Genomic DNA, 22270 nt, shown 5'->3' with positions numbered 1-22270 from the left:
GAATAGTATGAGTTGGGTATTTTTCACGGTTTTGGCTGCGTTTAGTCAATCTTGGCGGAACGCTTTTCAAAGTCGATTAAGTAAAGAGTTGAATGTTGTTGGTGTTACCTTGGCTCGTTTTTTATGGGCAGGTCCGTTAGCGGCGGCATATTTAGTGCTTTTACATTGGTATCAACCCACACCTTTACCTATTTTTTCCAATCAATCTTACTTCTTTATTATTGGTGCTTCGGTCATGCAAATTGTGGCTACGGGGTTAATGGTTGTTCTATTTAAACAGAAAAATTTTGCCATTGGGGCTGGGCTTGCAAAAAGTGAAGCGCCAGTTTCTGCTTTTTTAGGTGTCTTATTCTTTGGTACTTCATTATCACTACTGGGGTGGGTTGGCGTACTTATCGGAGCAATAGCGGTATTCATGCTGAGCTGTCCTAATGGTATTCGCAGTATTTCTTTAAAAACGGCGCTAATAGGCTTAGCGTGCAGTACTTCGTTTGCGTTAACGTCTTTGTGGGTTCGAGAAGCGAGCTTAACGTTAGACGTTCCTTTCCCTCATCGCGCTGCGTGGGTGCTATTCTCGGTTATCTTTTTGCAAACGGTAATGCTTGTTTTGTTTATGCTGTTTCGCGATCGCCAAACATTAAAAGCGATGTTTATTAAACCTAAGTTGGTGTTGATGACCAGTATCGCCAGTTTTATCGGATCTCTCGGTTGGTTTAGTGCTATGTCACTGCAAACTGTGCCGTTGGTTAAAACCCTGGGGCAAATAGAAGTATTCTTTACGATTTTAATTTCATTTTTCTGGCTGAAAGAAGGCGTAAAAAGAAAGGATATGCTGGCTTTATTTTTTATCGCAATCGCTGCAATCTTGGTGATGTGGTAACGGTTAATCTAGGTTTATGCTGAGGCTTACCTAGATTGATATCGGTCTTAAGCCAGTGATAAGAAACACTACCGCGAACAGCTGTTGCTGTCACAACGTGAAGTGCCTGTCAGCCAAAATGAAACCTTATACCGATTGCGGGCAAATTTTAGGTAGAGTGAATCTGCTAGTGGTTTCACTAATTTCCAACGAAGTGGGGCATAAATCCAACCGCGTCCCATTAATTGCCATGCTTTATAGGTCACATCTAAACCAAGCAGTAATTGTCCTTTGTGATTGATGGCGTGCAAAATGTTGTTAGCAGCTTCTGCATCAATCTCTGGGTATGCCGAGAAGTCTTCACTGTAGATATCCACTGTCTTCAGTAAATTCTGTTTATCATGCTTTTTTAGTGCATTCATTTCTTTAGCGCAGAGTGGGCATGTTCCATCATAGAAGATAGTTAAATGAGTCATTCATTCTCCGTCCTATATTAACTGTTTTTCACTGAATTTTATGAATAGCCGTTTTGGTATCACCACAATCGTTTATACGGTGGAGATGCATTTCAAGATCAAATCTTTCTTTAATCACCCAAAATCCCCCATAAATTGCAGAGCCTTTAAAGGGTGAGTGTTTAACAATAAGACCAACTCTTCTTCAAGTACTGTGTGATCAAATTGATTCACCGTCGAATGAAGGTCTGGTGAACTTAAAGCAAAATGAATGAGTTCAATATAGCGAGTTTTATCGCCTCTCATAAGAGATTCTAACTTGATGGTCGCTTGTTGTTTTACGCCTAAATAGGGATGCTCTAATAAAATGTTGAGTACATCAAGATCCTCGATGAAGGGGATTAATTGAGAGATGAGCAACGGAGAGCTGAGCTCAACTAATGCCGGTATCTCAGTTTGTAAATGAACTGGTCCTAGCCACTCTACAAGCGTTTTCAATTCTGTACGGTAATCTGAATTAACTAACTGTTTATGTGCATAGTCGTCTAGCTCATCTGAACGAATAGAGGCGAACGCCAAGTTACATCGCAGTGAAGCTTTTACAATAGCAAAAAAATCTTCTTCGTCTAATTGCTCAATTGAAACGGCGGTACATAATTCAATTAGCTGTTCTTGAGAGGCGCAATACTCAATCACCTTTGAACGGTTGGTGAGGCTCTCAATAGTCGCAATTTTTCTTTGAGATTTTTTGAATGGCTGCTTCGTAGGAGAGGTGGTTTTCTCATCTAATGGCATTGATAAAGCAGCAAGTGTAGACATAGGGTTTACCGCAACAAGGTTACCGTCTTCAGAGCCATTATCTTTTGTGTTTACTTCTGCTTTCTTCGTCTTCACTTCTTCTAATCGACTGTTAAGCTCTAAATCTGATCTTTCAGTCAACTTAAAATCAATGTACGCATTATCAAATATAAGTTCATTGATTAAGTTTTTAGAAGCGGGAGTGTTTTGTGAAGCTAGGTTCTTTATCAGTAAAAGACGCACGCTGTTATCCAAAGTCTGTGATTGAAGATGCATGCGTAAAAATGAAACCGGAATTTGTAGCTCACGGCTTTGACATAACTCAGTCAATGAGTCTATTTGATGCTGTGGCTCTAAACGTCCGAACTCGGCAAAGAAATGCTTCACTATCTCGGATAAATCGTAATCAAACCTGCTTGCTAGGCTAAGACAAGGGGCAACATTGCACTTATTCATTTCTCCCGATTGCCACTGCTCTAAAAGTAAGAAGAAGCTTTCTTTGGTTATAAATGGCAGTACTTTTGATATTGGACGATTATTGCGGATGATCGGCTCTAAGTATTGGGGTGCGACTGGATATTGCCAGCGTAATAGCGTCGAAATGGCGATATCTTGCATCGGTTGTTGGGCGCTGGAGAGCATGCTTAAAAAGCTTTGTAGGTACTCTCGTGCATCTAAATCGGACAGTCTCGTTAATGCAATTCTATGAATCAGTAAGTCATCGCTTTCAAGAAACTTGAACAAATGAACCTTATTCGAGGAGGCTTTCAGTAACTTTCTGGTTAGTGATAATCCCAAACTGGTTTTTAAAGGAGATGATAAAAATCGACTCCATTCCTGTTCAACTAAATCATCAAGTTTATTTGGGGCAACCTTAGCCAGTAAGTAATACAAGGCTTGCTCTAATTCGGGTTCAGGGTCGCTATGAATGAGCATAATTAATTGAGCTAGCTCTTCTTCTACAAAGCTATGTGTCGTCTTGAGTAAAGCATTGACGGAGGCAAGAGCGATATCTATGCCATCATCCCAATCGCCGTCCCAACATTCGTTGTCCGCACTTGCTAATTCAAGTAATGCAGACTTTGCATCATCAACGCGGTGGTTTGTCGAAATGGCATGCATTGCAGCCAATTTTACGTCTGGGTCATGAGCCGAAGATAAGCATTTTATGAGTGGTTCTATTGGGCTATTGGGTAAAGACGATAAAGCATTTAAACAGCCAATAGTTAATTCTTCAGAATCAGTATGCAACTGAGATATTAATGCATTTATGGCTTCTTCGCATTGGTGTAGAGCATTAGCGGCGGATATTTGTTCAAGTTCATTACCGTGTTGTAATTTATTGAGTGTTAGGTCGATGAGGCTGGCATAAATCATAGTAATAACAACATGGTCTTGAATATTAATTTAGAATACTAACGGATATCATTTAGATTTGTATGATCACCATCATATCAATGATGAACCGTAGCCGAATAATATAGAACATCAATAGTAGCATGATTATGGGGAAGGGAATGAAGACCACAAAACAAGCAATTACTCAGGCTATTCTGGGTGTTTGTCTATTGTTGAGCGCCAGTGTGGAAGCCAAATTACCTCCTTTAGCAGTTGATTCTGCAAAAGCAGAGTTAGGGAAAAGGCTATTTTTTGATACTCGTCTTTCGGGTGATGACTCAATATCATGCTCAAGCTGCCATATTCCTCAAAATGGATTTTCACATCCAGAAGCACTAAGCCCTGCTTACACGGGCAGTGATGGCTTTCGTAATTCTCCATCTTTGATTAATACGGCATATAAAGAAGTTTGGTTTCATGACGGGCGCATTGGCACCAACTTAAATGATGTAGTAAGAGAAAATATAACAGAAGATTGGCTAATGAATATGGATATGCGCCTCATGCAAGAGCGCATAAAACAAGATCCTATCTACGTTGAAATGTTCAAAAAAGCCGGGCTGGGTGAGCCATCAAATGGTGGTGTACGTAAAGCTTTGCCCGAATATTTAAAAACTCTAACGTCTAAAAACTCCCCTTATGATTTGAATAACCTTTCCGCTCTGGCTTCTCAAGGTCAGGCTTTGTTTACTGGAAAGGCTGGATGCAGCCAATGCCATACAGGGGAGTTATTCAGTGATGGGCTAGCGCATAATACTGGCGTGCCTGAGAACCCTGATATTTTTACCGATCCTATGCGTCACCAAAGCTTCTTAGCATTCAATATGTTTATGGGTATACAAGATTATTTGGCATTAAAGCGTGATGTCGGGGCACATGTTCAAACTCATAAAGCAGACGGTTCGGACCGAGGCTCCTTCATTACTCCTTCCCTCAGAGAGCTGACTTATACCGCGCCATATATGCACAACGGAATGTTGAGCACATTGGATGAGGTTGTCGATTTTTATAATCGTGGTGGAGGGCAAGACTCAAACAAAGATCAGCGGATGAAACCATTGTCGTTGAGCAAGCAAGAGCAAGCAGCATTAGTAGCTTTTTTGGAGTCCTTATCAGGCGATCCGTTAATCGGTGCTGAATACGAGTGGTTAGAATATGACTTTGGCTATGAATACACAGAGGACTGGTCAAATGCTAAGAATTAACTCTACCTGTTTATCGTTGACTGTAATTTTATTTTTGGGCGCGTTTTTCCCATTTTTAGCGAATGCAGGACACAGTTTAGCCCCACTAGGGGAAGTGCCAATTCCGTTAGACAACAAACAAACACCAGAGAAAATCGAATTAGGAAAAATTCTGTTTTATGACGGGAGATTAAGCGGCGACACTAGCAGCCCATGTTCTGGCTGTCATATTCAAACTCAAGGTTGGGGGTTTCCTGACGATTTGTCTATGGGGTATCCCGGAACCGTTCACTGGCGAAATAGCCAAACCATTATTAATGCCGCGTATTACGATAAATTTTTTTGGGCGGGCAGCGCGATGTCATTAGAAGCTCAAGCGAAAGACGCTGCGAAAGGTGCCGTAGCTGGTAATGGTGAAGATGACATCATGGAAGCCCGCTTAGCGCTAGTACCCGAATACGTTAAGCGATTTAAACAGGTTTTTGGTGATGACACACCGAAAATCCATAATGCTTGGCGTGCAATTTCAGCCTTTGAACGCACATTAGTGCAAACAGACACACCGGTTGATCAATATTTACGAGGCGACCGTTCAGCACTAACCAAGCAACAAATTCGAGGTAAGCGATTGTTCGAAGGCAAAGCAAATTGTTTGGCTTGCCATAATGGTCCTCTCGCGTCTGACCAAAAGTTTTACAACATTGGCGTACCACCAAGTTTATGGTGGGAAGACGATGAGTTGGCACAAATTACCTTCCGCTTTGAGCTTTATTCAAAAGGCGTAACGGAAAAAATGTACCGAGAAACGAAGGCTGACCCAGGCGCGTATTTCAGAGCGAAGCGCAAAGAAATGCTTGGGAAATTCAGAACGCCAAGCATCCGATATACAAAATATACCGCACCCTACATGCACAATGGTGCGATCCCTACGCTCAGTGATGTGATTGATTTTTACAATCGTGGCGGTATCGCGAGTGATGGTCGTTCAACTGGTTTTCCGCAAACCAAGTCACCTTTAATCGTACCATTAGGTTTGAATGACCAAGAGAAACAAGATTTGCTTAGCTTTGTCGAAGCATTCTCTGGGGAGCAGATTTCAATAGAAGAGCCTGAACTTCCGCCTTACGAAGCGATGTATACAAAAGAACAGATCCTAGAGGCAAAAAAATAATGTCGATAAAATCTAATGCCTCTAGTTTGGCGATTCATAACTCACAAACATTCCATACCTCATCAGAACCTTTATTGGTTACAGGTGAAAAATCCGATAAAGGTCATGCTAAGTGCATGCTTTCTCGTCGTGACTTTCTACTTTATTCAGGCGCTGCGACAGCCGTTTCTTTGGTACCTATTACTTTGTTTGCAGGTACTGAACAGCAGCAAGAGGCTCACGGAAGAGTGGCGGGCTATCCTCGTAAAAAAATCGCGAAAATGAGTCAGTTAATTAACCATGAAGCGGTGTATTTTCAATATCCTGATAATGGTCCTAACTCTATCGCTATGCTGACAAAAACGGATATTGCCTGTGGTGGTGGTATTGGTGAACAAAGGGACGTAGTCGCATTTTCAATGATGTGTACTCATCAAGGCGGGCCGTTAACTGGAAACTATAAGGCAATAGATGAACACCGTGTTGTGGGGCAATGTCCTTATCATTTGTCGACCTTCGACATACGAAGGCATGGGATCATCGTTTCTGGCCAAGCCTTCGAAAGCTTGCCACAAGTTCTACTGGAACTCGAAGGTGACGACATTTATGCCGTTGGCGTTATGGGGCTAATCTTCGGGCGAATTGAAAATATTGAAGGACTGGATAAGGTTCAAGACACAGATCTGGTTAAGAAAACTGATCAGGTCGACTGGACTGGTCAGGCAAAAGAAGCAGATCACTTAGACGAAACAGCTGGCTTTAACGAACTAGCAAACTTTAAGAGCTGGGAGTCATAGAATGAGTGAGTATAATCAATTAAGTCATACACTTCTTCCTCCCGCGAATGCAGAAGTAATCACAACAGCTTGTGATTACTGCGTTGTAGCTTGTGGTTATAAAGTTTATCGCTGGCCGGTAAGTGTTCAATCAGGTGGGGCTCTCGCTCACCAAAACGCCTTTGGTGTGGATTTTCCAACAAGCACTTTGCAAGCATGGGTATCGCCTCAGCAGCACAATATTGTCACGCATAATGGCAAACCGCATCATGTGGTGATCATTGCAGATAGAGATGCAAAGGTCGTGAATAAAGGAGGCGACTCTTCAATTCGAGGTGGGCTATTAGCTCAAAAGGTATATAATCCTAAAACACCAACTAAAGATCGATTGAAGCAACCTCTGGTACGAATCAATGGTCAGCTACAGCCGGTAGAGTGGGATTTTGCATTAGATATTGCCGCGCAGGTGGGCCTCCATGTGATTGATACGCACGGCTCAAATAGCTATTGCGTGAAAACATACTCATACCAATATATTGAGAATACCTACGCGATCACTAAGTACGCATTAAGACACGTGAATACGGCTAATTTTTCATTTCATGATACGCCATCTGATGTGACTGCGACACCTGGTTTCCGAGACGCTGGCTTTGATAATTTTGCACCAAGTTATGAAGACTGGGGAGCTGCCGATACGTTAATGATCTGCGGAACTGATCCTTACGAAACGAAGACGATCATCTTTACCCAGTTCATCATGCCTGCGGTTCAGCGAGGAATGAAAACCGTTATATTGAACCCGCGAGAAACAGCGGGTATTGCTTGGATGAAAAAGCAAGGTGGGCTGCATCTTGATATCAACCCGGGATCCGACAACTTGGTGATTGGTGCCATCATTCGCGTGATCTTACAAAACCAGTGGGAAGACAGTGAATGGTTAAAGAACTGGGTAAACAACAAGTGGGAATCTGACTCTGGCTTTGGTCAAGGCACACGTAATACACCATGGCAATGGAGAACAACGTGGGGCAAGTTTCAAACTGATGGGATTGAAAGCTACAAATCATGGAACTTTGAACAAAAAGAATTTGAAGCTGAATACGCGGCAGGCATAGCTGGAATTGATGTAAATAAGATCTATCAAGCAGCAGAAATGTTATCTAAACCTGTGAATGGTCAACGAGTCAAAGCATCGATAGGTATCGAAAAAGGCTTCTATTGGTCAAATAATACGGGGAATACTAATGCGATTTCAGCATTAGCAACGGTGATTGGTACGGGCGGTCGAGAAGGTCGAGTGATCGGACGTTTTGGTGGTCACCAAAGAGGCGGTGTAGCTGGTGGTAAATTGCCTCGCAATAAATCACCAGAGAAAGTCGCAGGCCGTAGACGCCGTTCCATTGATACCGATCGCTATCTTTACTCTGGTCATACTCGAATGGCGCATGTTATTGGCACCACTTGGATTCAATCGATGTGTGGCAGCTATGGGTTGAAAGATAAATTTGTTGAGTTAACAAACGGTAATCCGCATCAAGTTACCTCTCGAGATAAACAGCACATTATTGATACGCTGAAACGCAGAGCTGATTCTGGTGGCATGGTTGTTGTGAATCAAGACATCTATTTGCGAGATCCGATTGGTAAACAGTTTGCCGATATTATTTTCCCCGCAGCCACTTGGGGTGAAGAAGACTTTATGCGCGCGAATGGTGAGCGCCGCTTACGTTTATATCAAAAATTTAATGATGCGCCTGGGCAGTCGAAGCCAGATTGGTGGATCATTGCTAATCTTGCACAAAAGATGGGTTACGATGGCTTTGATTGGCAGAACTCTAATGATGTGGCTGAAGAGTCTTCTCGATTCAGCCGCGGTAGCCGTAAAGATTACAATATGATCAAAGTGGCGGCTCATGCAGAAAACAAAACATTGCATCAAAAATTAGCTGAATTCGGTACAGAAGGCATCCAAGGTCCGGTTTTTTACAATTACGACACCAAAGAATTGATTGGTACTAAACGCCTGCATGACACAGAAATGAGTTGGGATGACTTAGTTAAAAAAGGGCTTCAAGATGGTCCTCAAGGGGCTAACATTATGCGTAAACAGCTTACGCAATTTAATAGCCAAACAGGCAAAGTCAATTTACAAAAACATCCTTGGGATTTATTCAGTGATTTCTATTCATGGTTAACACCAAAAGACGATGAACTTTGGTTCTCCAATGGACGTGTGAATGAAATTTGGCAGTCAGGCTTCGATGATGTGGAGCGCAGAAGTTACATTAAGAATCGATGGCCGGATAATTGGATTGAAATTCACCCTGAAGATGCGGCAAAACGTGGTATTGAAGCGGGTGATGAGGTATTGGTGTATTCAGACCGAGTCGCAAATTTTAAAGATACGATCTTAGGGGTTGAAGCTGATGATTTTCAATTCAGTTCCTTAATGAAAAATGGTCATATTCAATTAGATCGTGTTGAAATTAAAGCGGTAGCCATTGTTAGTAGTTCAACGAAAAAAGGCGTACTTTTCTGTAATATGATGGACATGAAAAACCCAGCAAACGCTTTAACCACAAGAGTTGTCGATCAAATCAGTGGCAATTACAACTTCAAGATGGGTGTTGCTCAACTCAAAAAAATCGGTGAGTCAAAATACAAACACCAATTTACAGGCTTCTCGTTTGCCCCTAGAAATATTGTTTAATGTTATAAAGCCCAGTGAATGTTTCAGATATAAAAACAGCGCTCAATGCGCTGTTTTTATATCTGGAAGAGGGAAGTATTCGTTTTCACTCAACTCCGTATCAATTCGTCTTTTTAAATTTATTGAATCGTCGCTTCTGCTTTATCAAGAAGATCTTGCATTTTCTGTTGTGAGCGACGGCTTACGCGTTTCTTTGCCGCAGCACGAGCTTCAACGATGTTCACGCTCGGATCTCCCACAACCACCAAGGCGACCATGCCATGTCTATGGTGCACTTTGCATTTTATGCCATAAACTCCGGGCTTATCAAAGCTGACTTCCTGAGCATTTGAACCCGAAATCATAATAGGTTTTGCTCCCTCTGGTAGCATTCCTTGAATGCTATGCGCAGTGTGAGAGCCCACAGTTCCTTTAAACAGTACTTTATCGCCTGGCTGTATTTCTACGTAATCTGGAATGAACTGATACATCTTATCGATGTTCTCTACGTTCATGTCCATCACTTGTTCAATGACTTTGGTTTCAGCAAATGTTGGAGCGGAAAGAATCATGGTTACTATCAGGAAAAAAAGTCTCATTGTTTGTATTCTTCTTAGTAATTAGAATTATTCGCAACAATGCTAAATCATTCACCAGCGTGGTAAAAGTGCAAACTTGTATTAGTTTCTATTTTGTTGATGTGGAATACCTATTTAGTCAATAAGGGTATTATTTTTATTTATGTGCGGGCTTTGTTTACTTGCTTGTTAGTTTAATTTTCTGGTTACTCGCTTACTTTGTTGACGGTTTTTCGCTACTTCGCTACTTCGCTTTTTCGTTATTTAGCTATGAGCGCTTTATTCATTAACGCTAGTGATACTTTTGAACTTGGTTGTTTGTTTAAAGCTCGGCAGATATCCCAGCCAGATTGCGCGACTTCCGCTAAGCTGACCCCGGTTTCAATCCCAAGCCCTTGGCATAAATAGAGTACATCTTCCGTCGCAACGTTACCGCTGGCACCTAAAGCGTAAGGGCACCCTCCAAGCCCTGCGACGCTGCTATCTACAACGCTTATACCCATAGTCAAAGCTTGATGTATATTGGTGAGCGCTTGCCCCCAAGTATCATGAAAGTGAACCGCAATTTGTTCTGTGCTGACTTTGTTTTGCACGGCTTCGAGCATGTGGGCGACTCTTATTGGTGTTCCAGTCCCAATTGTGTCGCCCAGAGAGACTTCATAGCACCCTAAATCAATCAGCACTTGTGCTAGGTGAGCGACTTGCTCGGCAGAAGTGCAGCCCTCATAGGGGCAATCAATCACACAAGATAAATAGCCCCTTACTGGAATTTTTTGCTTATGAGCGGCGGATAACACGGGTTCAAATCGTTTAATACTGTCGGCAATGGAGCAGTTGATATTTTTTTTGCTGAAGCTTTCAGATGCCGAAGTGAAAATAGCCACTTGTTTTACTCCAGACTGAAGTGCTTTTTCGAAACCTTGCAGGTTAGGGGTTAGAGCTGAATAGATGATGTTTGGCTGCTGCTTTATGCCTTTAAACACTAAATCTGAATCTGCCATTTGTGGTACCCATTTTGGGGAGACAAAGGAGCCGGATTCAATATGCGTAAGGCCGGTTTCTGAAAGCTGATTGATCAATTCTATTTTTGCATCGGTGCTGACCAAGGTTTCATTTTGCAGCCCATCACGAGCCCCCATTTCAACAATGGTGATCTTATTCGGCATTAATGAGTGAGATAATGAGCTGTGCCGTGGAGATGCTTTCATTGTTCACCTTGCTCACCTAGTTTAAAGTCGACCTTGGCTGTTTTATTATCGAATCTTGCATTATCGAATGTCGCATTAGAAGATTCGGCAGAAAGCTGCTCAGAAGAAAAAGACTCATCCGCCCAACTAGGCTTCCGTTTATCAAAAAAGGCATTAAGCCCTTCTTGACCTTGCTGAGAAACTCGAACCTCTGCGATAAGCTGGCTGGTGTGATCAATCAGTTCGGCTTCAATAGGCGAAGCATCACAGTGCAAACAAAGGGCTTTGGTTTTTGAAAGTGCGTCTGGGCTATTCAATAGAACACTGGCGATGAAGCGATTGGTTAAATCCTCTATTTCATTTTCATGCGCGACACTATGGATTAATCCAATATGCTGCGCTGTGTCGGCATTAAAACGTTCTGCGGTGAGCATGTAACGCCTTGCTTGGCGAGTCCCAATTGCACGACATACATACGGGGCGATAGTGGCAGGGACTAGCCCAATCTTGACTTCACTTAGTCCAAACTGGGCATCGTGAAGGGCAATCGCAAAGTCGCAGCAACAAATCAGCCCGAGCGCTCCTCCTAACGCGAACCCTTGGACTCGTACAAGAGTTGGGTGGGGAAAGGTATCTAACTGACTCATCAACTGCGCGAGCGAAGCTGCATCATCCTGGTTGTCGCTTCGGCTTTTGCTTGCCATGGATTTCATCCAATTTAAATCAGCTCCAGCAGAAAAATGTTTGCCCGTACCTTGTAAAATTAAACAGCGAACTTTCGGGTTCTTTTTGAGGTTGGCAAGGTGGCTGAGTAATTCCTGAATAACTTGAGCATTAAACGCATTATGCTTCTCAGGGCGATTAATAGAGAGCAGTGCCACACCTTGGTGGTTGATATCACAAATCACGTGTCCAGATGTGTTTGGTTTGCTGTCCATAGCCATTCCTCTGAGCTGAGCCATATACAAAATCTGAATTAGTAAAAGATGGATTAGAAAAACTACACTCAAAAAGCCACATTCAGAAAAGCTACATTCGGAAAATACCAAACTTACTGTCTGAAATTGGTGCTATTAACGCTGAATTTAGGGCTTTTCCTACAATGTCACGGGTCTCTTTCGGGTCAATAATGCCATCATCCCATAATCTTGCACTGGCATAATAAGGGCTACCTTGAGTGTCATACTGGTCAAGAATAGGTTGCTTGAAGTCTGCTTCTTGCTGCTCGGTCCATTCTTCATTTTTGCGGGCTTTTATATCTCGCTGTACTTGTGCCATCACTCCTGCAGCTTGAGGTCCGCCCATGACTGATATTCTCGCATTTGGCCACATCCACATCATTGTCGGTTCATAGGCTCTTCCGCACATTCCATAATTTCCTGCACCATACGAGCCCCCGACTACCACAGTGAATTTAGGTACGTCTGCACACGCTACTGCCATCACTAATTTTGCACCATGTTTGGCTATGCCTTCTTCTTCGTATTTTTTCCCAACCATAAAGCCTGTGACATTCTGCAAGAAGAGGAGGGGGATTTTTCTCATGGCGCAAAGCTCAATGAAATGTGCGCCTTTTTGAGAAGATTCGGAAAACAGAATGCCGTTGTTCGCCACAATACCTATTGGGTTTCCATGTAAGTGAGCAAAGCCACACACTAAGGTTTTTCCGTAGAGAGCTTTGAATTCATCAAATTCAGAGCCATCTACAATTCTTGCGATAAGTTCTCTGATGTCGAAAGACAACCTAAGATCGGAATTGACGATGCCATACATCTCCTCTGGGTTGTAGATGGGAGATTGTACTGTTGATGACTGAGCTGTTAATGGTTGAGCTATTGGTGACTGGGCTGCCGAATCTGTACTTTGGTTATTGAATTCATAGCGGTCACTAGGATGATTTATGTTAGCGCTTTTTATAGCTTGTCTCGCCAGTTCTAGAGCGTGTTTTTCATCTTCGGCATAGTAGTCAGCCACACCAGACTTTTTGCAATGAACATCAGCACCTCCCAGTTCTTCTCCTGTCACCACTTCACCGGTCGCAGCTTTGACCAAAGGCGGACCCGCAAGAAAAATAGTCCCTTGTTGTTTTACTATAATAGACACGTCAGCCATGGCTGGAATGTAAGCGCCACCCGCAGTACAGAGACCCAGAACAATGGCAATTTGTGGAATGCCTTGCGCTGACATACGAGCTTGGTTATAGAAAATTCGACCGAAATGATCTTTGTCAGGAAAGACCTCAGCTTGGTAGGGAAGGTTTGCACCACCGGAATCAACCAGATACAAACAGGGCAGATGACATTGCTTAGCAATGGTTTGTGCTCTTAAATGCTTTTTCACTGTAAGCGGGTAATACGTTCCCCCTTTGACCGACGGATCATTGGCGATGATCATGCAATCAATGCCGTGGATCTTACCGATTCCTGCTACGACACCGGCACAAGGAACCTCTTCTTCATAGACCTCCCAGGCTGCAAACTGCCCAATTTCAAGGAAGTCATTACCATCATCAATGAGACTCTCAATGCGCTGCCTGACGGGCAGTTTCCCTTTGCTTTTCTGGCGTGCGATAGCGGCTTCTCCACCGCCCTGTTTTATTTTGCTTATATTGGATTGCAGTTCATTGACCAGCATTTCCATTGCCTGCTGGTTCTTCAAAAACAGAGGTGAGGTTGGCTTAATTTTCGTTTGGATCACTGCCATCATCGCACTCCTTCATTGAATGTAATCATTACCATAGGTGTCCACAAAGTCGGCTTTTCAAGTTCCAGAACTTGTTAGAGTGAAGTTCAAGATCTTGTTCGAGTAAACTCTAGGCTTTGTTAAAGCATAGCTAACCTGCAGTGTTAACTGGATTCTTCGAAAAGCTCTCGACCTATCAACATCCGTCTAATTTCGGATGTACCTGCCCCAATTTCATACAACTTAGCATCTCTTAGCAGGCGACCTGCGGGGAACTCATTGATATAGCCATTGCCACCTAATAATTGGATCGCATCTAACGCGATCTGTGTGGCAAGTTCTGCTGCGTATAAAATAGCACCAGCGGCATCTTTTCTGGTGGTTTCGCCGCGGTCGCACGCAGCAGCAACAGTGTAAACATAGGCTTTAGCGGCATTGGTCCGTGTGTACATATCCGCAACTTTCGCCTGCACGAGTTGAAATTCACCAATTGAGCGACCAAACTGCTTACGGTCATGGATATAAGGGACAACTAAGTCGAGGCAAGCTTGCATAATGCCTAATGGACCGGCGGCTAATACCACACGTTCGTAATCCAGCCCACTCATCAGTACTTCAACGCCATGGTTTACCTTTCCCAGTACATTTTCTACTGGCACTCGACACTGGTTAAACACTAGTTCACAAGTATTCGACCCCCTCATACCTAACTTATCGAGCTTTTGGGCATGGCTAAAACCTTCAAACTCACTTTCAATAATAAACGCAGTAATCCCATGTGACTTCGCATCAGGATCTGTTTTCGCATAGACGACTAAGGTATGCGCATCCGGCCCGTTAGTGATCCACATTTTTGTGCCATTTAGAATGTAATGATCGCCGTGTAATTCCGCTTTCAATTGCATCGCCACCACATCAGAACCAGCATTAGGTTCACTCATTGCAAGCGCACCAATATGACTACCATCGATTAATTTTGGGAGGTATTTTTCGCGTTGCTGCTCTGTACCATTTCGGAAAATTTGATTCACGCATAGATTGGAGTGTGCACCATAACTGAGGGCAATCGATGCAGAAGCTCGGCTGATTTCTTCCATTGCTATTACATGAGCAAGGTAATTCATGCCTGCACCACCGTACTGTTCGTCAACAGTCACACCGAGTAAGCCCATTTCTCCAAATATCGACCACAAATGATTGGGAAATTGATTGTCGATATCGACTTGAGCCGCAATAGGGGCGATGTGCTCGTTAGCAAAAGCCTGAACATGTTCACGTAACATATCTGCAGTTTCGCCAAGGCCAAAATTGAGTGGTTTGAATGTGTCTTGCATAACTCCTCCCGAACATGGATGGAACGTTAAACGCAATTTATTACTGGTGGCGTTAAGTGGTGGTGCTAGTTGATGACGTCACTATTTATCTGACAGTGCTATGTATCTGATGATGCAACTGATTTAGCGCTGCTATTAAGTGACCGATGCCGCCGCTATTCATTAAATGATGCTATTGGTTTGAAATTTCACTTGTTCCTATGTTTATAAATGTTAGTGCTATGCTTGTGGAAACGTCAAGAAATCAGAATCGAATTACCGAAATCAGATATTGCATCTGGAGGGTTAAGTGATGAGCGATGAAATATGGATTGTTTCCGCTAAACGGACACCAATGGGCAGTTTTCAAGGAATGCTGAGTGACTTTAGTGCTCCACAACTAGGCAGTCTAGCCATTGAAGCGGCAATAAAATCGGCGGCTATTCCAATGGAAGATATTGATGAAACAATTATGGGCTGCGTACTGCCGGCTGGGTGTGGGCAAGCCCCGGCAAGGCAAGCTGCGTTAGGCGCTGGGCTTCCAAACTCCGTGGCTTGCACCACCATCAACAAAGTTTGTGGCTCTGGAATGAAATCGGTCATGTTGGCTCATGATTTGATTAAGGCTGGCAGCCTCAGGTGCGTCGTCGCTGGTGGTATGGAAAGCATGACCAATGCTCCTTACCTGCTTAAAGAGTCTCGTAAAGGGATGCGCCTTGGACATAAAACCACGCACGATCATATGTTTCTTGATGGCTTACAAGATGCTTATCAAGGAGAATTAATGGGGGTGTTTGCTCAGAAATCGGCAGATAGGTTTCAATTTAGCAGAACAGAAATGGATGAATGGGCGGAAAAATCGGTGAATTTGGCGGTAACTGCGCAAGAACAAAACCTATTTTCTGATGAAATGATCCATGATTTCTATCTAGGCGAAGATCTAGGCAGGCAACTCATTGATTTTGATGAACACCCACGAGATATCGATCCCACTAAAATTTCGACTTTGCGACCTGCCTTCACTAAAGATGGAACGATCACCGCGGCAAACTCCAGCTCAATAGCGGATGGGGCTGCAGCTGTGATTGTTATCAATGAAACACTAGCACGCCACCATGGGCTAGATCCCCTTGCCATCATTAAAGGTCATGCGACCCATGCCCGTGAACCTGCGGAATTTACTCTTGCTCCTGTCTTTGCAATTCAATCACTGCTTTCTCAATTAGATTGGGATATGGAAGATGTGGACCTTTGGGAAATCAATGAAGCGTTTGCCGTGGTGACTCAAATTGCGGTTAAACAACTTGGTTTAGAGCCTTCAAAAGTGAATGTAAAAGGTGGTGCTTGTGCTTTGGGGCACCCTATAGGAGCAAGTGGAACCAGAATATTAGTCACTCTTATTCACAGCCTCAGACAGCTTGCTTTAGCGTCACAAAAAAGCGCCCCTTCAAAGACTTCTCAGATACTTAGAGGTGTGGCTTCATTATGTATTGGAGGAGGCGAAGCGACAGCCGTTGGAATTGAAGTTTCAGTGGCTAATTCATAAAAGAAAATTGTAGCCGGAGGAATGTATGGACTTTGAATTAAGCGAAGATCAACGAGCATTTTCTGAAATGGCTCGCCAGTTTTCATTGGATCAGTTATCCCCGAATGCAGCTTTATGGGATCAAGATGAAATCTTTCCAAAAGACGTGTTGAAACTAACTGGAGAGCTTGGTTTTTTGAGTTTGTATACTCCTGAAGAGCAGGGTGGTTTAGGGTTAAGTCGGCTCGATTCATCGATTATATTTGAACAACTTTCAATGGGGTGTACGTCCACGACCGCCTATATGACGGTACATAATATGGTGAGTTGGATGATCTCAAGTTTCGCTACTAGCGAAGCGAAAACGGAGTTTTGTTCTAAGTTGATTGCTGGTGAATGGTTGGGTTCGTATTGCCTGACTGAACCGAATTCAGGGTCGGATGCTGCTTCACTGTCAACCTTCGCGAAAAAGCAGGGTGATAGTTATGTACTGACGGGTGAAAAGGCATTTATTTCTGGGGCGGGTGATACAGATATCTTAGTCGTTATGGCGAAAACATCGGAAGAGGAAAGTGGTGCTAAAGCTATTTCTGCCTTTGTTGTACCTGCAAATAGCGCCGGTATAAGTTATGGAAGAAAAGAGCGGAAAATGGGCTGGAAGAGCCAAGCGACTCGGTCGGTAATTTTTAAAGATGTTGAGATCCCCAAACATTATCTATTGGGCAAAGAGGGCGACGGCTTTACCTTCGCAATGAAAGGATTAGACGGAGGGCGAATAAATATTGCTAGTTGTTCTATTGGAACGGCTCAACAAGCGCTGAATGATGCGACCGAGTACATACAGCAGCGTAAGCAGTTTGGAAAGGAAATCGCTCAGTTCCAAGGCATCCAGTTTAAGTTAGCTGATATGGCAACCGAATTAATAGCCGCGAGGCAAATGGTTCGATATGCCGCTAGTAAATTAGATAGACAAGACCCTGAAGCAACCGCTTATTGTGCGATGGCGAAACGGTTCGCGACCGATGTAGGATTCAGAGTATGCGATCAAGCTCTGCAGCTTTATGGCGGCTATGGCTATATTAAAGAGTACCCGGTAGAAAGGTATTTTAGAGATGTGCGAGTACATCAAATACTGGAAGGAACGAATGAGATCATGCGCGTCATTATTGCCCGACATGTTTTAACTCAAGGTTCTAATTTACTGTGAGTTTTAATTCGCTTCAAAGCTATAACGGAAAGAAAAGCTATAAAGGAAAGTTTTCATCAAGAGCAATCACGGACTGCTTTCACTTAGAACAACAACTGAAAATAAGGAGTTAGAATGGAACTAAAAGGGAGCGTGCTCGCTATTACAGGCGCGGGGCAAGGGCTTGGGCAAATGATGGCGATAGTATTAGCTCAGTCTGGGGCTGAACTTGCCTTATTGGATATGAATGAACAAGCCTTGCTGGATACTCAAAAACAGTGCCATATGCTTGGAACCAAAACCTTTGTTTATAACGTCGATGTCACGAGTGAACTTCAAGTCGAGCAAACTTTTAACCGTATTGTGGATGATTTTGGTCAGCTAGATGGGCTAATCAATAATGCGGGTATTTTACGTGACGGTCTGCTGGTTAAATCCAAAAATGGAAAAGTGACGAAAATGCCATTAGAGCAGTTTAATTCTGTCATTGATGTCAATCTGACAGGCACATTTTTGTGTGGCAGAGAAGCCGCCGTAAAAATGATAGAGACGCAGAGAAAAGGCGTGATCATTAATATCTCAAGTGTTGCTCGTTCTGGAAATATCGGTCAGTCCAATTACTCTGCGTCAAAGGCGGCTGTTGCGGCACTGGCAACGTGTTGGGCTAAGGAGTTAGCGCGATATGGGATTCGAGCGGCGGCGATTGCCCCAGGTATTGTTCAAACATCGATGGCTGAAAGCTTAAAGGCGGAAGCGATAGAAAGGTTGAATAGCATGGTGCCTGTCGGGCGTATTGGAGAACCCGCTGAAATTGCGCACGCAGCGAAATATATTTTTGAAAATGATTACTTTACCGGCCGTATATTAGAAGTAGACGGCGGGTTAAGAATGTAATGCTTAGTTAGGAATATGAACAGAGAAAGACGGCATTAAGATCAAAGTGGAGGGGAGTTCAGAGGAGAAATTTTCGGGCTTCTTAAAATGAAAACGCCCTGGTATTTTTACCTAGAGCGTTTATTGAAACCAATGCAGAAAAAATGAACGCAATCTCTTCGCGTAACTGTTTATATGCTTAACGGCTTTTTATGCAATGATTATTTCTTCATCAATTTAGCAAGATCAGCAAATGGGTTGTGCGTCGCTTGTTGGTGATCATCTAAGCTTGCTTTTGCATCCACGCCGTAGCGATCATGATCCGTGTATTTTGAATGTTCATGATCGTGGCAATACAGGCACAACAGCTCCCAGTTGCTGCCGTCTTGAGGGTTGTTAGTGTGGTCGTGATCAACGTGGTGAACCGTTAGCTCACGTAGGTTTGAATACACAAATTCACGTGCACATTTACCACAAACCCAAGGGTAAAGTTTCAGTGCTTTTTCACGGTAGCCGCTTTCCTGGCGAGCATAGGCTGCACTAGAGCCTGTGTAATCTGATGACATTTGTTCGTCCTACTTCATGAATCTATATCAATACAAAGTACTTTATCATAACTCTAAAAGCAGGAGGATGGTTTAACGAAGGTAGATGCTTGTCATCAGATCTAGATCATTTAAACCTTACGCTTTGAGCTACTCTTTAGATTCACAAAAGAACACCCAGTAACAAAATGTAAGTGAAATAGAGTGATTGGGGTTTTAATTACTAGAAACGCCCCGATATCAGTTTATGAAACACCCACATTACTAAGGAATAATAATGACAAATGAATATACTCCACCGAAAGTTTGGGTAAATGACACCAATGGTGGCAATAAATGGGCAAACATAAATAGCCCAGAGTCTGGAGCAAGACACGAACAAGATTTACCGGTCGGTGAGCATTCTTTGCAACTTTATTCTCTTGGTACGCCAAACGGTCAAAAAGTAACGATTCTTCTAGAAGAGTTATTGGCTTTGGGCATTAAAGAAGCGGAATATGATGCTTTCCTTATTAAAATTGGTGAAGGTGATCAGTTTTCATCAGGCTTTGTAGGCGTAAACCCAAATTCGAAAATTCCGGCTTTAGTTGATAAATCGGGTACTGAAGACAGCCACGTATTTGAATCGGCTTCTATTTTGGTTCACTTGGCTGAAAAATTTGGTCAATTCTTACCAAAAGAAGGCAGTGCGAGAACTCAAACATTCAATTGGCTGTTCTGGGCTCAAGGTTCTGCACCATTTTTAGGTGGTGGTTTTGGGCATTTTTACGCATACGCTGATAACAAATATGAATACCCAATTAATCGCTTTGCAATGGAAGCAAAGCGCCAACTGTCTGTATTAGATAAGCAACTGGCTAACAATACATTCGTAGCGGGTGAAGAGTACAGCATTGCCGATATGGCTATTTGGCCGTGGTATGGCAATTTAGTTTTAGGCAACCTTTACGACGCGGCAGAGTTTCTGCAAGTTGAGTCTTACACGAATGTGGTTCGCTGGGCTAAATTGCTTGAAAGCCGTGAAGCGGTTCAACGTGGTCGTATTGTGAACCGTCCATTTGGCGAAGAATGGGAGCAAGTTCATGAGCGCCATAGTGCAGCTGACATTGATGCAGTTCTAGCGAAGAAGCCTCAATAGATAGCTTTATTTAACCTATAAAAATTTACTTAATCTTAAAGTGAGAGTGTTTTTGCACGCTCACTTTTTTGTCCTCTTTTTAGTCTCATCTGCACTTTCATATAGATTCGTCATATCCTAATAATTTCAGATTTCAGCTAATAGACTACATGTTTTGATAATTAGGACCGCCACCGCCTTCTGGTGGTTGCCATTTGATATTTTGAGAGGGGTCTTTAATGTCGCAGGTTTTACAGTGTAGGCAATTAGCCGCATTAATCTGAAAATTGGTGACTTGTCTGTCTTCTTCCCCTTTTATTTCTTCCCGAATAAATTCGTAGACACCAGCTGGGCAATACCTTTGGCTTGGTTCATCGTAAAGATCTAAATGCAGTTCGATTGGAATATTTTGATCGATTAATTGAAGATGACAAGGTTGGTTCTCTTCATGTTGAGTACCAGACAAAAACAGTGACGACGCTTTATCAAAACTTAATATGCCATCAGGCTTTGGGTAATCGATCTTATAAGATTGGTTAGTTTGGTGAAGTGTATCATGGTCATACTTTTGATCTTTTATTGTCCATGGCACTGGTTTTTTTGTCATAGAAGACCAGATGTTATGCTCGAAACTGGCAAGTAATCCCCCGAGAACATGGCCAAATTTATGAATTCCAGAACCGAAGTTACGAGTGTCTTTCAATTCATCATAAAGCCATGATTGCTTAAAATGTTTTTGATAGTTTGGCTCGCTTTGAGGTCCATTCGAATTAAGCTCATCAAAAACAGCTTGAGCAGCAAGCATGCCTGATTTCATTGCGGTGTGGCTGCCTTTAATTTTGGCTACGTTTAATGTTCCAGCATCGCACCCAATTAAAATACCACCAGGAAACTCTTGCTTAGGAAGTGATGATAATCCCCCTTTAGCAATGGCTCTTGCGCCATAAGCGATTCGTTGACCGCTTTTTAAGTAACGCGAGAAAGAAGGGTGATGTTTCAAGCGCTGGAACTCATCGTATGGGCTTAGATATGGGTTTTGGTAATTGAGATCGGTAATTAACCCTATCGCGATTTGGTTATCAGCTAAGTGATATAAAAAACTTCCCCCACAAGTATTGGTTTCACTCAAAGGCCAACCTGTGGCATGTATGACTTTTCCTTCTTCATGATATTCGCTGGGTATTTCCCATATCTCTTTTATGCCTAATGCGTAATGTTGCGGCTGAGTTTCATGGTCTAATTGGAAACGATTTATGAGCTCCTTGCCTAAATGACCGCGAGCACCTTCAGCAAAGAGCGTGTATTTAGCTTTTAGTTCTATACCAGCTTCGAAAGAAGGCTTTTGCTGATTGGCTTTATCTAATCCCATATCAGAGGTAATCACCCCACTAACCCGATCCTCTTGGTCATAGCTAATGGATGAAGCGGCAAAGCCTGGGAAAATTTCTACTCCAAGTTCTTCTGCTTGAATGGCAAGCCAGCGGCATAAATCGGCAAGACTGATGACATAGTTTTTATGATCGTTTTTATCGTTAAGCATTGGGTTTGGAGTGAGAACGTGCGGAATAACAACATGATTCTGATGTGTTGTTAAATACAGGAACTGATCTTTGGTTACTTGCGAACTTACAGGCGCAGACATCTGAGGCCATTCGGGGAAAAGCTCATCAAGCGCTGTGGTTTCGAAGACCGCGCCGGAGAGGATATGTGCACCTACCTCGGCTCCTTTGTCTATGACACAAATGGATAATGGCGCATTTTCGTGAGGGTTTTCGGTCGATTGATCTTCATCTTTAAGTGGAGGTGTTTGTTTATTTAATAATGCCAATTGGCATGCCGCTGCTAAGCCTGCGGGACCTGCACCTACAATAACCACATCAAATTCCATGCATTCTCTATCCATGATTCTTACCTGTTTTTTTGCTGAAGCCAGAGGTGTATAGAAAGCTATG

At 43.0% G+C, this 22270-nt stretch carries 17 protein-coding genes and 1 pseudogene; 9 read left to right on the top strand and 9 right to left on the bottom strand.

Translation table 11 applies throughout. The annotated features are described in order from the left end of the window. Positions 1–7 precede the first annotated feature (7 nt). The gene (locus tag F0226_RS02020) at positions 8–880 is read left to right on the top strand and encodes a DMT family transporter (RefSeq protein WP_171734059.1); all 873 of its coding nucleotides are present in this window, start codon (positions 8–10) and stop codon (positions 878–880) included. Between the two features lie 68 nt (positions 881–948). Here F0226_RS02020 and F0226_RS02015 read toward each other — a convergent pair whose 3' ends face one another. Together F0226_RS02015 and F0226_RS02010 are read right to left on the bottom strand one after the other, a co-directional pair. Further along, positions 949–1335 carry a DUF393 domain-containing protein gene (locus F0226_RS02015; RefSeq protein WP_171734058.1) on the bottom strand — a complete coding sequence of 129 codons (387 nt, stop codon included), beginning with the start codon at positions 1333–1335 and terminating at the stop codon, positions 949–951. A 114-nt stretch (positions 1336–1449) separates the two neighbouring features. After that, positions 1450–3489: a hypothetical protein gene (locus F0226_RS02010; RefSeq protein WP_171734057.1), complete on the bottom strand. Its 2040-nt coding sequence runs from the start codon at positions 3487–3489 to the stop codon at positions 1450–1452. Between the two features lie 140 nt (positions 3490–3629). Between F0226_RS02010 and F0226_RS02005 the strand changes: the two genes are divergently transcribed. The 4 genes and pseudogenes from F0226_RS02005 to F0226_RS01990 all read left to right on the top strand — a co-directional run bounded on the left by F0226_RS02005 (position 3630) and on the right by F0226_RS01990 (position 9333). After that, positions 3630–4715: a cytochrome c peroxidase gene (locus F0226_RS02005; protein WP_171734056.1), complete on the top strand. Its 1086-nt coding sequence runs from the start codon at positions 3630–3632 to the stop codon at positions 4713–4715. Then, the gene (locus F0226_RS02000) at positions 4702–5865 is read left to right on the top strand and encodes a cytochrome c peroxidase (RefSeq protein WP_171734055.1); all 1164 of its coding nucleotides are present in this window, start codon (positions 4702–4704) and stop codon (positions 5863–5865) included. Before F0226_RS02005 ends, F0226_RS02000 begins: the two co-directional genes overlap by 14 nt. 116 nt (positions 5866–5981) lie before the next feature. Further along, positions 5982–6515, top strand: a pseudogene (locus F0226_RS01995) (arsenate reductase (azurin) small subunit); the annotation flags it as partial. 127 nt (positions 6516–6642) lie between these two features. Continuing rightward, positions 6643–9333: an arsenate reductase (azurin) large subunit gene (locus tag F0226_RS01990; RefSeq protein WP_171734054.1), complete on the top strand. Its 2691-nt coding sequence runs from the start codon at positions 6643–6645 to the stop codon at positions 9331–9333. A gap of 119 nt (positions 9334–9452) precedes the next feature. Here the strand turns inward: F0226_RS01990 and F0226_RS01985 are convergent, their stop codons facing one another. The 5 genes from F0226_RS01985 to F0226_RS01965 all read right to left on the bottom strand — a co-directional run bounded on the left by F0226_RS01985 (position 9453) and on the right by F0226_RS01965 (position 15093). Then, positions 9453–9911 carry a plastocyanin/azurin family copper-binding protein gene (locus tag F0226_RS01985; RefSeq protein ID WP_171734053.1) on the bottom strand — a complete coding sequence of 153 codons (459 nt, stop codon included), beginning with the start codon at positions 9909–9911 and terminating at the stop codon, positions 9453–9455. A 239-nt stretch (positions 9912–10150) separates the two neighbouring features. Continuing rightward, positions 10151–11098 carry a hydroxymethylglutaryl-CoA lyase gene (locus F0226_RS01980; RefSeq protein WP_301338141.1) on the bottom strand — a complete coding sequence of 316 codons (948 nt, stop codon included), beginning with the start codon at positions 11096–11098 and terminating at the stop codon, positions 10151–10153. Continuing rightward, positions 11095–12015, bottom strand: coding sequence for an enoyl-CoA hydratase-related protein (locus F0226_RS01975; protein WP_171734052.1), 921 nt, complete (start codon positions 12013–12015; stop codon positions 11095–11097). The genes F0226_RS01980 and F0226_RS01975 overlap by 4 nt, the downstream gene beginning before the upstream one ends. 91 nt (positions 12016–12106) lie before the next feature. Continuing rightward, complete coding sequence (locus F0226_RS01970; RefSeq protein WP_171734297.1) at positions 12107–13780, bottom strand: carboxyl transferase domain-containing protein; 1674 nt, start codon at positions 13778–13780, stop codon at positions 12107–12109. A 143-nt stretch (positions 13781–13923) separates the two neighbouring features. Then, a complete protein-coding gene (locus F0226_RS01965) occupies positions 13924–15093 on the bottom strand; it encodes an isovaleryl-CoA dehydrogenase (RefSeq protein WP_171734051.1) in 1170 nt (389 codons plus the stop codon). A 292-nt stretch (positions 15094–15385) separates the two neighbouring features. Here F0226_RS01965 and F0226_RS01960 point away from each other — a divergent pair, with 292 nt between their 5' ends. The 3 genes from F0226_RS01960 (at position 15386) to F0226_RS01950 (ending at position 18677) form a co-directional block, all read left to right on the top strand. Further along, positions 15386–16618, top strand: a complete 1233-nt coding sequence (locus tag F0226_RS01960) for a thiolase family protein (RefSeq protein WP_171734050.1) — start codon at positions 15386–15388, stop codon at positions 16616–16618. 25 nt (positions 16619–16643) lie between these two features. Next, a complete protein-coding gene (locus F0226_RS01955) occupies positions 16644–17804 on the top strand; it encodes an acyl-CoA dehydrogenase family protein (RefSeq protein ID WP_171734049.1) in 1161 nt (386 codons plus the stop codon). A 114-nt stretch (positions 17805–17918) separates the two neighbouring features. After that, positions 17919–18677: an SDR family oxidoreductase gene (locus F0226_RS01950; RefSeq protein WP_171734048.1), complete on the top strand. Its 759-nt coding sequence runs from the start codon at positions 17919–17921 to the stop codon at positions 18675–18677. A 200-nt stretch (positions 18678–18877) separates the two neighbouring features. On the opposite strand, the gene F0226_RS01945 is transcribed toward F0226_RS01950, so the two are convergent. After that, entirely contained in the window at positions 18878–19222 is a 345-nt protein-coding gene (locus F0226_RS01945; RefSeq protein ID WP_137373818.1) for a YajD family HNH nuclease, read from the bottom strand. Between the two features lie 256 nt (positions 19223–19478). Between F0226_RS01945 and yghU the strand changes: the two genes are divergently transcribed. Beyond that, entirely contained in the window at positions 19479–20339 is an 861-nt protein-coding gene (gene yghU / locus F0226_RS01940) for a glutathione-dependent disulfide-bond oxidoreductase (protein WP_171734047.1), read from the top strand. Between the two features lie 145 nt (positions 20340–20484). Here yghU and F0226_RS01935 read toward each other — a convergent pair whose 3' ends face one another. Further along, the gene (locus F0226_RS01935) at positions 20485–22221 is read right to left on the bottom strand and encodes an electron transfer flavoprotein-ubiquinone oxidoreductase (protein WP_171734046.1); all 1737 of its coding nucleotides are present in this window, start codon (positions 22219–22221) and stop codon (positions 20485–20487) included. Positions 22222–22270: the final 49 nt, after the last annotated feature.

It is taken from the genome of Vibrio sp. 99-70-13A1, from assembly GCF_013114625.1.
Taxonomy (GTDB): domain Bacteria; phylum Pseudomonadota; class Gammaproteobacteria; order Enterobacterales; family Vibrionaceae; genus Vibrio.
The sequence above is the reverse complement of the archived record's forward strand: the minus strand, read 5'-3'. Positions and strand labels throughout refer to the sequence as shown.